The 10,193-nt window shown below is 56.4% G+C and carries 9 protein-coding genes; 2 read left to right on the top strand and 7 right to left on the bottom strand.

The annotated features are described in order from the left end of the window. Positions 1–320 (top strand): hypothetical protein (locus ABJM11_RS08505; RefSeq protein WP_348300292.1); only part of this gene is annotated, 320 nt, incomplete at its 5' end. A 101-nt stretch (positions 321–421) separates the two neighbouring features. Here ABJM11_RS08505 and pssA read toward each other — a convergent pair. The 4 genes from pssA to ABJM11_RS08485 all read right to left on the bottom strand — a co-directional run bounded on the left by pssA (position 422) and on the right by ABJM11_RS08485 (position 4,660). Next, a complete protein-coding gene (pssA, locus tag ABJM11_RS08500; RefSeq protein WP_348296942.1) occupies positions 422–1,273 on the bottom strand; it encodes a CDP-diacylglycerol--serine O-phosphatidyltransferase in 852 nt (283 codons plus the stop codon). Between the two features lie 90 nt (positions 1,274–1,363). Then, the gene (ilvC, locus tag ABJM11_RS08495; RefSeq protein WP_348296941.1) at positions 1,364–2,380 is read right to left on the bottom strand and encodes a ketol-acid reductoisomerase; all 1,017 of its coding nucleotides are present in this window, start codon (positions 2,378–2,380) and stop codon (positions 1,364–1,366) included. 67 nt (positions 2,381–2,447) lie between these two features. Continuing rightward, on the bottom strand, positions 2,448–2,939 hold the full coding sequence (gene ilvN, locus ABJM11_RS08490) for an acetolactate synthase small subunit (RefSeq protein ID WP_348296940.1): 492 nt from the start codon (positions 2,937–2,939) through the stop codon (positions 2,448–2,450). Positions 2,940–2,941: 2 nt separating this feature from the next. Continuing rightward, positions 2,942–4,660, bottom strand: a complete 1,719-nt coding sequence (locus ABJM11_RS08485; RefSeq protein WP_348296939.1) for an acetolactate synthase 3 large subunit — start codon at positions 4,658–4,660, stop codon at positions 2,942–2,944. Between the two features lie 497 nt (positions 4,661–5,157). Here ABJM11_RS08485 and ABJM11_RS08480 point away from each other — a divergent pair, with 497 nt between their 5' ends. Further along, the gene (locus tag ABJM11_RS08480) at positions 5,158–5,613 is read left to right on the top strand and encodes a DUF4124 domain-containing protein (RefSeq protein ID WP_348296938.1); all 456 of its coding nucleotides are present in this window, start codon (positions 5,158–5,160) and stop codon (positions 5,611–5,613) included. Positions 5,614–5,688: 75 nt separating this feature from the next. Here ABJM11_RS08480 and clpB read toward each other — a convergent pair whose 3' ends face one another. From clpB to rluD, 3 genes are all read right to left on the bottom strand, one after another. After that, positions 5,689–8,265: an ATP-dependent chaperone ClpB gene (clpB, locus tag ABJM11_RS08475; RefSeq protein WP_348296937.1), complete on the bottom strand. Its 2,577-nt coding sequence runs from the start codon at positions 8,263–8,265 to the stop codon at positions 5,689–5,691. 143 nt (positions 8,266–8,408) lie between these two features. Continuing rightward, positions 8,409–9,152: a peptidoglycan editing factor PgeF gene (gene pgeF, locus ABJM11_RS08470; protein WP_348296936.1), complete on the bottom strand. Its 744-nt coding sequence runs from the start codon at positions 9,150–9,152 to the stop codon at positions 8,409–8,411. Beyond that, positions 9,142–10,119 carry a 23S rRNA pseudouridine(1911/1915/1917) synthase RluD gene (gene rluD / locus ABJM11_RS08465; protein WP_348296935.1) on the bottom strand — a complete coding sequence of 326 codons (978 nt, stop codon included), beginning with the start codon at positions 10,117–10,119 and terminating at the stop codon, positions 9,142–9,144. The genes pgeF and rluD overlap by 11 nt, the downstream gene beginning before the upstream one ends. Between the last annotated feature and the right edge of the window lie 74 nt (positions 10,120–10,193).

Genomic DNA, 10,193 nt, shown 5'->3' with positions numbered 1-10,193 from the left:
AGAATCCGAAGATCCTCTATTCTTGCTCAAGACAAAACTCAATTTCGACGAGTCACTGTCCTGATATTTCGTATCCGAAATACCTCGGCCAGCGCCCACACGAATTACTTGGTCAACTTTTTAAAGAGCGTTCGGAGCGTTTCAGCAATCCCCGATCAAGGCCGCGTATTCTACATCGAATCACCGCCTTGTCAACCGTTTATTTTGACTCCGATTCGAAACCGGAAAATTGTCAACTAATTCAAACGATTGCCTTTCAATTTCTGACCCGCCTCAGGGGCGTGTCCCTCGAAAGAGATGCGCATTCTACAGAGCTCTGAGCATGTGTCAACGAGGTTAAACAACTATTTTTGCAATGTCTCGGTTAGCACCTACGCGACTGCTCAATCCGCGAGCAAAGTGGTCATTATCTACCCCGAATTCAGGCAGACTGGTTTGCCGACTGACGCGATTTTCTGAACAACGCCAGAACCGGGCCTGACAATGCGTAAACAAGAAACCCGGTAAACAGCACCGTGGCCGGGTCAAGCGCAACCACCACAAACACAAGGACCACCAGAAGAATGGCCGCAAAAGGCACCCGCCCCCGCATATCCAGGTCCTTGAAGCTCTTGTAAAGGATGTTGCTGACCATCAGCACGCCACAACCACCCACAACGATGATAGTCATCAACGTCAACCAGCTGGCCGGCTCCACCGCATGGAAGCACCAGACCAGGCCAGCCACGCAGGCTGCCGCAGCAGGACTGGCCAGTCCGACAAAGAACTTTTTGTCCACAGAGCCGATCTGTGTATTGAACCGCGCCAGCCGTAATGCCGCGCCAGCCACATAGATGAAGGTGATGGCCCAGCCAACCTGGCCAAGGTTATTCAAAGACCAGAAAAACGCCACCAACCCAGGCGCCACACCAAAAGCAACCATATCGGCCAGGCTATCGTATTCCTCGCCAAACTTGCTCTGGGTATTGGTAAGCCTCGCTACCCGACCATCGAGGCCATCCAGAATCATGGAGACAAAAATGGCAATGGCGGCGTTATCGAAGACGCCGTTGGCTGCCGATACAATGGCATAGAAGCCGGAGAACAGGGATGCCGTTGTCAGTGCGTTCGGCAATAGATAAATCCCCTTCCGACGAACCGGGGCACCCTCAACAAGCTCCTCCTCGACAACCTCACCGGTCTCCAGGTCATACTCCTGCTCTTTGGGGTCATTCTGCTGCTGGGCCTCATTGGCGCCAGCTGCTGCGTTAGCCTGCTTTTTTTCGTCACTCATTCCAGTCACTCCGGAAAGCATTTAGGCGGAGTATATACGAAAAACGCGGCCTCACGGGCCGCGTTTTTCAAACCAGTCCGGAAAACCGGATCAGTTTTTCTCTTTGTCCACGATCTTATTCGCCGAGATCCAGGGCATCATGGAGCGCAGCTTCTCGCCTACGGTCTCGATCTGATGCTCGGCATTGATGCGGCGACGAGCCGTCATGGACGGATAGTTGCTGCTGCCTTCCTGAATAAACATCTTGGCGTACTCACCGGTCTGGATGCGCTTAAGTGCGTTGCGCATGGCTTCACGGGATTGTTCGTTGATGATTTCCGGGCCGGTGACGTACTCACCATACTCCGCGTTGTTGGAGATGGAGTAGTTCATGTTGGCGATACCACCTTCATACATCAAGTCAACAATCAGCTTGAGCTCGTGCAGGCATTCGAAGTAAGCCATTTCCGGCTCGTAACCGCCATCCACCAAAGTTTCGAAAGCGGCCTTGACCAGCTCAACAGTGCCACCACACAGAACCGCCTGCTCACCGAACAGATCGGTTTCAGTCTCGTCCTTGAAAGTGGTTTCAATAATACCTGTGCGCCCACCGCCGATGCCGCTCGCGTATGACAGAGCGAGGTTCTTGGCAGTGCCGGACGCGTCCTGGAAGATGGCAATCAGGTCAGGAATACCGCCGCCACGGGTGAATTCCGTGCGCACCGTATGGCCTGGTGCCTTGGGTGCGACCATGATTACATCCAGGTCTTTGCGCGGCACGATCTGGTTGTAGTGAATCGAAAAGCCGTGTGCAAAGGCCAAAGTAGCGCCCTGCTTCAGGTTCGGTTCAATCTCTGCATTGTAGAGCTGCGCCTGGAACTCGTCCGGCGTCAGAACCATGACCACGTCAGCAGCAGCAACGGCCGCCGGTACATCGCTGGTTTTCAGGCCATAGGCTTCTGCCTTGGCAATGGAGGAAGAACCCGGACGCAGACCAACAGTCACATCAACACCGGACTCTTTCAGGTTGCACGCATGAGCGTGGCCCTGTGAGCCAAAACCGATGATGGCAACTTTCTTGCCCTGGATGATGGAAAGATCGCAATCTTTATCGTAGTAAACCTGCATGTATAACCTCTATATTGTTTATTGGCCCGTTTCTGACCGTCATTGTACAGAATGATGCTAACGCCTGTTACAGGCTTAATACCTTCTCGCCACGGGCAATGCCGGAAACACCGCTGCGAACAACCTCAAGCACGCCCGACGTCCCTACCGCCTGGATAAAGCCATCCAGCTTTTCACTGTTACCCGCAAGCTGAACGGTGTAGACAGAGCTGGTGACATCCACGATCTGGCCGCGAAATATATCGACGGTACGTTTGATCTCGGCCCGCTGGGAGCCTGTCGCCTTGAGTTTGACCAGCATCAGCTCCCGCTCGATGTGCGCCCCCTCGGTAAGATCCACCAGCTTGACCACTTCAATCAGCTTGTTGAGCTGTTTGGTAATCTGCTCGATGACCCTGTCGGAGCCTGTGGTGGTAACGGTGAGGCGCGACAGGGTCTCGTCCTCGGTAGGCGCAACCGTCAGCGTCTCGATATTGTAATTGCGCTGCGAAAACAGCCCTACTACACGGGACAGAGCCCCTGGTTCGTTCTCAAGCAAAACAGAAATGATTCGACGCATGATCAGACCCTCTCCGTCTTGCTGAGCCACATATCCTTCATTGAGCCACGGGCCACCTGCATGGGGTAGACGTGCTCAAACCGGTCAACGTAGATATCGACGAATACCAGCTCGTCTTTCATCGCAAGCACTTCTTTCAGCTTCGATTCCAGATCTTCCTTCCTGTCAATGCGGACCCCGACATGACCATAGGATTCCGCCAGCTTGATGAAGTCCGGCAGGGACTCCATGTAGGACTGGGAGTGGCGGGACTCATAATTCATGTCCTGCCATTGCTTGACCATGCCCAGCGCCTGATTGTTCAGGTTGATGATCTTCACCGGCAGGCTGTACTGCTTACAGGTGGACAGCTCCTGGATATTCATCTGGATACTGCCTTCACCGGTAATACAGAGCACCTCGTCGTCGGGATGGGTCAGCTTGACCCCCATGGCGGCCGGCAGGCCGAATCCCATGGTGCCCAGGCCACCGGAGTTGATCCAGCGATTGGGCCTGTCAAACTTGTAGTACTGGGCCGCGAACATCTGATGCTGCCCTACGTCCGAGGTCACAAACGCCTCGCCGTTGGTGAGCCGCCAGAGCATTTCCACCACTTCCTGCGGCTTGATAACGTCCGGGCTGGTTTCATAGCGCATGCCATGGAACGCTCGCCACTCTTCAATCTGTTTCCACCAGGCAGCGATTGCCTCAGCATCCGGCTTTTCCTTGCTTTCCCTGACCAGGGTGATCATTTCCTTGAGAACCGCGTCCACTGGCCCCACGATGGGCACATCTGCGTCGATGGTTTTGGAAATGGAAGCCGGATCGATATCAATGTGAACAATGCGGGCACCGGGACAGAACTTCTCGGTTGCATTGGTCACCCGATCGTCAAATCGCGCACCCACACACAGAATCAGGTCCGAGTGATGCATGGCCATGTTGGACTCGTAGGTACCATGCATTCCCAGCCAGCCCAGGTGCTGCTTGTCCGAAGCCGGATAACAACCAATCCCCATCAGGGTATTGGTAATCGGGTAACCCAGCATTCTGACCAGCTCGGTCAGCTGGTCAGTCGCCTTGCCGAGAATAACCCCGCCGCCAGCATAGATAATGGGACGCTTGGCCGCCATCAGCATATCCACAGCTTTCTTGATCTGACCCGCGTGGCCGCGAATGGCAGGGTTGTACGAGCGTAACTTCACCTTTTTCGGGAACACGTACTCGTAACGTTCGTTCGGGGTGGTCATATCCTTGGGGATATCGACCACCACCGGGCCGGGTCGACCGGTTGCGGCGATATAATAGGCCTTGCGGATGATTTCCGGAATTTCCTCCGGGTGACGAACGCTCAGGTTGTGTTTCACGACAGGGCGGGAGACACCGATCATGTCGGTCTCCTGGAATGCATCTTCGCCAATCAGCGTTGATGCAACCTGACCACACAGCACCACCATGGGAATGGAATCCATGAATGCGGTGGCAATGCCGGTAATGGTATTGGTAGCTCCAGGACCCGAGGTGACCAGTACGGTACCCGGTAATCCGGTAGCACGGGCGTAGCCGTCGGCCATATGGACCGCAGCCTGCTCGTGACGCACCAGAATGTGCTTGACCTTGTCCTGCCTGAACAACGCATCATAAATATGCAGCGCTGCACCACCCGGATAGCCATATATGTATTCGATCCCTTCATCTTGCAGGGACCGGATCAGCATATCGGCGCCAGACAATAACTCCACGATGTTCTACCCTCTTCTACGAGTGAATGAGCCGGGGAAACGCCCCGGTTGCCTGGATGTCCGGGCATGAAGCTTCTTGTGAAAGCTTAACCGGATATTCCGCCACACCAGCTGTAAGAGGTTGTCTCCTGGCCAGCCGCCCTCCTGAGGGTTGCGGAGAACGGCCAATCAACGGGTTGCACGTAAGCAACAACCAGTCCGCGACCTGCGCGGGGCATTCAGTGTGGTAATTAACGGGGGATACTCGCACGGGATTGCCTGCCGTATTGACCCCAGTCTTCAGGCAATCTGCAATTTTGACAGCGGGAAACTCCCTGTCAATAGCGGCGGCGGTATTCTCTGCCCTTAGCCGACAAAGGTTTGCCATACTTTGTGCCAGTATTTGAACCAGACTCAAGAAAGTTACCTTTACAAATGGCATGATAACCATAGGCTAGACAGAGATAGTGCTGTTTAAGGCAGTACTCCGACAAGGCTAACGCGGAATGAGTAGAGGCATGAACAGAAAAATTCTCACCCTGGCAGTACTTCTGGTTACGGCACCGGCGATTTCTTCGGCTGCCTCCGTCTACAAATGGACCGATGAGAACGGGGTTACACACTTCGGCGACCGCCAACCCACCGGACAGCAGGCGGAGTCCGTCAGCATACGAACCGGGCAACGCTCAGAGAACAACCGTCAGAGTCCACAGGAACAGGTTAAAGCCCTGGAAGAGCGGGAAGCCAAACAGGCCGAGCGACGGGACGAAAACGCTGTGGAAGAGGCACGCCGCAAACAGCGTGAAGCCAATTGCGAAACTGCTCGCAGCAACCTGAGCATACTGCAACGCAACAGCCGCATACGCGTGGAAGAGAATGGCGAGATGCGCTACCTCTCCGAGGACGAGATAGCGGAGCAACGGGAGAAGTTTGAGGAGATCGCCGAAGAGAATTGTGGGGAACCTCCCCAGTAGTGACCGCGCTGGCCGAATAACCGGTTTCTGCCCGAAAAAAAGCGGAGCCGCCTGCTCCGCCTTTGCGCCCAAATATCAGGCTCTGGAAAACTCCAGGGCGTGATCTTTCACGGTACCGCGGATGGTATCCCCGGACACAAAATCGCCCTGAAGCAGTCGTTGTGCCAGCGGATTCTCTATCATCCGCTGGATCGCACGCTTCAGCGGGCGGGCACCATAAACCGGGTCGTAACCCACTTCTGCCAGTAGTTGCATCGCAGCATCGTCCAGCTCCAGCTTCATGTCCTGTTCTTTCAGGCGCTTGCTGAGGATCTCGATCTGGATCCTGGCAATCCCCTGAATCTGGCTCTCCGCCAGCGGATGAAACACAACCACTTCATCCACCCGGTTGATGAACTCAGGTCGGAAGTGAGTACCCACTACCTCCATGACCGCTGACTTCATCGCCTCATAATTTTCTTCACCGGCTTTCTGCTGAATAATGTCCGACCCCAGGTTGGAGGTCATCACAATAACCGTATTCCTGAAATCCACTGTTCTGCCCTGACCGTCCGTCAGGCGGCCATCCTCAAGCACCTGCAGCAGTATGTTGAATACATCGGGGTGAGCTTTCTCAACCTCGTCCAGCAGCAACACCGAATAAGGCCGGCGACGCACGGCTTCCGTCAGATAACCACCTTCCTCATAGCCCACGTAGCCGGGAGGCGCGCCAATCAGCCGGGCAACGGAGTGCTTCTCCATAAACTCCGACATATCAATTCGAACCATCGCCTCTTCGGTATCGAAGAGGAAGGAAGCCAGTGCTTTGCAGAGCTCGGTCTTGCCCACACCCGTCGGCCCCAGGAACAGGAAGGAGCCGTTGGGACGATGGGGGTCTGAAAGCCCTGCGCGAGAGCGCCTTACCGCATTGGAAACCGCCTCAACAGCTTCAGCCTGACCGATTACGCGGCCATGAAGTGCCTCTTCCATACGCATGAGTTTGTCACGCTCGCCTTCCAGCATTTTCGATACCGGAATGCCGGTCCACTTGGACACGACTTCTGCAATCTCCTCATCTGTCACACGGTTACGGAGCAGGGTCATTTCCATCATTTCCGCCTGGCTCGCCATATCCAGCTGGCGCTCCAGCTCCGGAATCTGGCCATATTGCAGCTCGGACATACGGCCGAGGTCGCCGGCCCGGCGGGCATTCTCCAGATCAATTCTGGCCTGCTCCAGCTGGCTCTTGATCTTCTGAGAACCATGCAATGCGGCCTTTTCGGTATTCCAGACCTCTTCCAGATCCGCGTATTCACGCTCGACACCGGTGATCACATCGGAAAGCTCTGAGAGCCGCTTTTTGGATGCCGCATCGGTTTCTTTTTTCAACGCCTCCCGCTCGATTTTCAACTGGATCAGGCGGCGCTCCAGTCGGTCCAGGGCTTCCGGCTTCGAGTCCATCTCCATGCGGATCTGGCTGGCAGCCTCATCCACCAGATCAATGGCCTTGTCCGGCAACTGGCGGTCAGCAATGTAACGATGGGAAAGTTTGGCGGCCGCGATAATAGCTCCGTCTGTCACCTCCACACCGTGGTGGACTTCGTAGCGCTCTTTCAGCCCCCGCAGTATCGCGATGGTATCTTCCTCATTGGGCTCAGAGACCAATACCTTCTGGAAGCGGCGCTCAAGGGCTGCATCCTTTTCAATATTTTCCCGGTACTCATCCAGCGTGGTCGCACCCACGCAATGCAACTCACCCCGGGCCAGTGCGGGCTTGAGCATGTTGCCGGCGTCCATGGACCCTTCAGCCTTGCCAGCGCCCACCACCGTGTGAATTTCGTCGATAAAGAGAATGATCTGCCCTTCCTGCTTGGCCAGCTCATTGAGCACGGCCTTCAGACGCTCCTCAAAATCACCCCGGAACTTGGCGCCCGCAATCAGCGACCCCATGTCCAGCGACAGAACACGCTTGTTCTTGAGACCTTCCGGCACCTCGCCGTTGACGATGCGCTGGGCAAGCCCCTCTACAATGGCAGTCTTACCCACCCCGGGCTCACCAATGAGAACCGGGTTGTTCTTGCGCCTGCGCTGAAGCACCTGAATGGTTCGGCGGATTTCATCATCGCGGCCGATCACCGGGTCCAGTTTTCCGGCTTCGGCGCGCTCGGTCAGATCAATGGTGTACTTGGAAAGGGCCTGCCGGTTCTCTTCCGCAGAGGGGTCGTCAACCGACTCACCACCGCGAATGGTATCAATAGCGCTTTCCAGTGACGCCTTGTCGACGCCCTGCTCACGCAGAATTCGCCCGAGAGCACCCCGGTCATCCAGCGCTGCCAACAGCATCAGTTCGCTGGAGATAAACTGATCGCCTCGCTTCTGAGCCAGTTTGTCGGCAACATTGAACAGCCGCCCCATATCATTAGACATAGAGACATCGCCGGCCGAACCCTTTACCTCCGGCAAGTTCTCGATTTCCTGGGCCACAGCCTGGCGGATACGGCCTGGTTCCGCGCCGGCCTGCTTCAGCAACGGCTTGATGGAGCTGCCCTGCTGGTCCATCAGCGCCTGCATAAGGTGCAGGGGTTCGATAAAGTTATGATCCCTGCCGACTGCAAGGGACTGGGCATCCGCCAGTGCGGTTTGCAGTTTGCTGGTCAGCTTGTCGATTCTCATAGTCTGGTATTCCCCGATGTCTGTCGTGCGGCCGGCACGCTGTTTGCGCCGGCGGCAATTTCTCTGCTTTGACAGTTAATGTAGGGGCGAATGGCAGGACTTCAAGCGGACACAGGCACGAAGTGTCAGAAAATTGACGGGCATCATGAAATGAAAATCAGGCTCGCCATCCTTCCGGTCTGGCCGTCCCGCCGGAAGGAGAAGAAACGCTTACTGTCGGTTACCGTACAGAACCCGCCACCGTATACCTGGAGGACGCCGGCAGCTGCCAGCCTTTGCCGGGCCAACTCATACAGATCGGCCAAATAACGCCCGGAATGCCGGGGACTGGGCACAAACGCCACGGCTGCCTGGGGATCGTTCAGTACAAAGGCCTCTCTGACCTCAGCACCGACCTCAAACTGATCGGGGCCTATGGCAGGCCCAAGCCAGGCAAGGATCGCCGCGGGATTGCCCAGGCGCTCCACGGTCCGTTCCAGAACGCCGTCACACAGTCCGCGCCAGCCGGCATGGGCTGCGGCTACTCGGCCTCCGGAAGGATCGCAGAACAACACTGGCAAACAATCCGCCGACATGACCACACACACCGATCCGGGCTGGGTAGTGACGCTGGCATCGGCTGTCACCTCCCCCGCCTGAGGCAGTAATGCGACATTGCTGCCATGGACCTGTTTCAGCCAACCGAAGGACTGAGCGCCGGGCCCAGCCCATTGCTCGAGCAATGCACGATTCCTGGAAACATCGTCAGGGTTATCGCCCACATGAGCACCAAGGTTCAGCGAATTCCAGGGCGGTTGGCTGACCCCGCCGCCCCTCGTGGTGCATGCCGCCCGCACCCAGGAAGGTGCCGGCCAGTCCGGGACGATTAGTGGCAACTCAGAAGTCATTGTTCTCCAGATCCCTGACATGTTTGCGAAGCGCAGCAAGCAACGCTTCCATATCCTCGGGCAAAGGCACTTCCCAGCTCATCAGCTCTCCCGTCCGGGGATGCTCCAGCGTTAACTGGCGGGCATGGAGGGCCTGGCGTTGAAATCCTGCCAGTACATCTCGCAACTCGTCCGTTGTTCCCTTGGGGAGTCGAAGTCGCCCGCCGTATTGGGGATCGCCAACCAAAGGGTGCTTTACATGCGCCATATGAACCCGGATCTGATGCGTGCGCCCACTTTCGAGCTTGCACCGCACATGGGTATGGGCGGCGAATCGCTCAATCAGGCGATAGTGGGTAACCGCCGGTTTGCCAGTAGGTACCACCGCCATCTTCTTACGCTCGCGAGGGTGGCGGCCAATTGGCGCGTCCACTGTAGAGCCCCCTGTCAGCGTGCCCACAACGATGGCTTCGTACTCCCGCCCCATGGTGCGGGTTTGCAACTGATCAACCAGTGAGGTGTGGGCTATCAGGCTGCGGGCCACCACCATGATTCCGGAAGTATCCTTGTCGAGACGATGAACAATCCCGGCTCGCGGCAGGTTTTCCACCTCCGGAGCATGGTTGAGCAATGCGTTAACCAAGGTGCCGTCAGCATGTCCTGCGGCGGGATGAACCACCAGCCCCGCCGGCTTGTTGATCACCAGCAGGTGCTCGTCTTCATAGACAATATCAAGGGAAATCGATTCTGCCTGCCAACTGACTTGCGCCTCTGGCTCAGCATCCAGTTCCAGTTTGTCCCCCAGCATGACTTTGTCGCGGGGCTTGCAGGCTTTCCCGTTCACCGTCAGAGCCCCGCTTTTAATCCAGCCCTGCAGTCTTGACCGGGAATGCTCCGGCATCAGCTCCGCCGCCGCCTGGTCCAGGCGGCGGTCACTGTGCTCCGGCGGAACAGAGAAGCTGGCAATAATACGGTTTTCAGATGACATTAAGCCCCCGGGGCCAGTAATGAGTGTTACGTTTGAGTCAGAATTTTCCAATCGGTTGCGAGTGCCACTGCACA

The organism is Marinobacter sp. (assembly GCF_039977835.1).
GTDB lineage: Bacteria > Pseudomonadota > Gammaproteobacteria > Pseudomonadales > Oleiphilaceae > Marinobacter.
This window is presented reverse-complemented; position numbering and strand designations above follow the sequence as displayed.

Bases quoted from the DNA above. Each gene is read 5' to 3' on its own strand.
- clpB (WP_348296937.1), bottom strand. From the start codon at position 8,265: ATGAGAATCGACAAGCTGACCAGCAAACTGCAAACCGCACTGGCGGAT.
- ABJM11_RS08480 (WP_348296938.1), top strand. From the start codon at position 5,158: ATGAACAGAAAAATTCTCACCCTGGCAGTACTTCTGGTTACGGCACCG.
- pssA (WP_348296942.1), bottom strand. From the start codon at position 1,273: ATGAGTGACGAAAAAAAGCAGGCTAACGCAGCAGCTGGCGCCAATGAG.
- rluD (WP_348296935.1), bottom strand. From the start codon at position 10,119: ATGTCATCTGAAAACCGTATTATTGCCAGCTTCTCTGTTCCGCCGGAG.
- ilvC (WP_348296941.1), bottom strand. From the start codon at position 2,380: ATGCAGGTTTACTACGATAAAGATTGCGATCTTTCCATCATCCAGGGC.
- ilvN (WP_348296940.1), bottom strand. From the start codon at position 2,939: ATGCGTCGAATCATTTCTGTTTTGCTTGAGAACGAACCAGGGGCTCTG.
- pgeF (WP_348296936.1), bottom strand. From the start codon at position 9,152: ATGACTTCTGAGTTGCCACTAATCGTCCCGGACTGGCCGGCACCTTCC.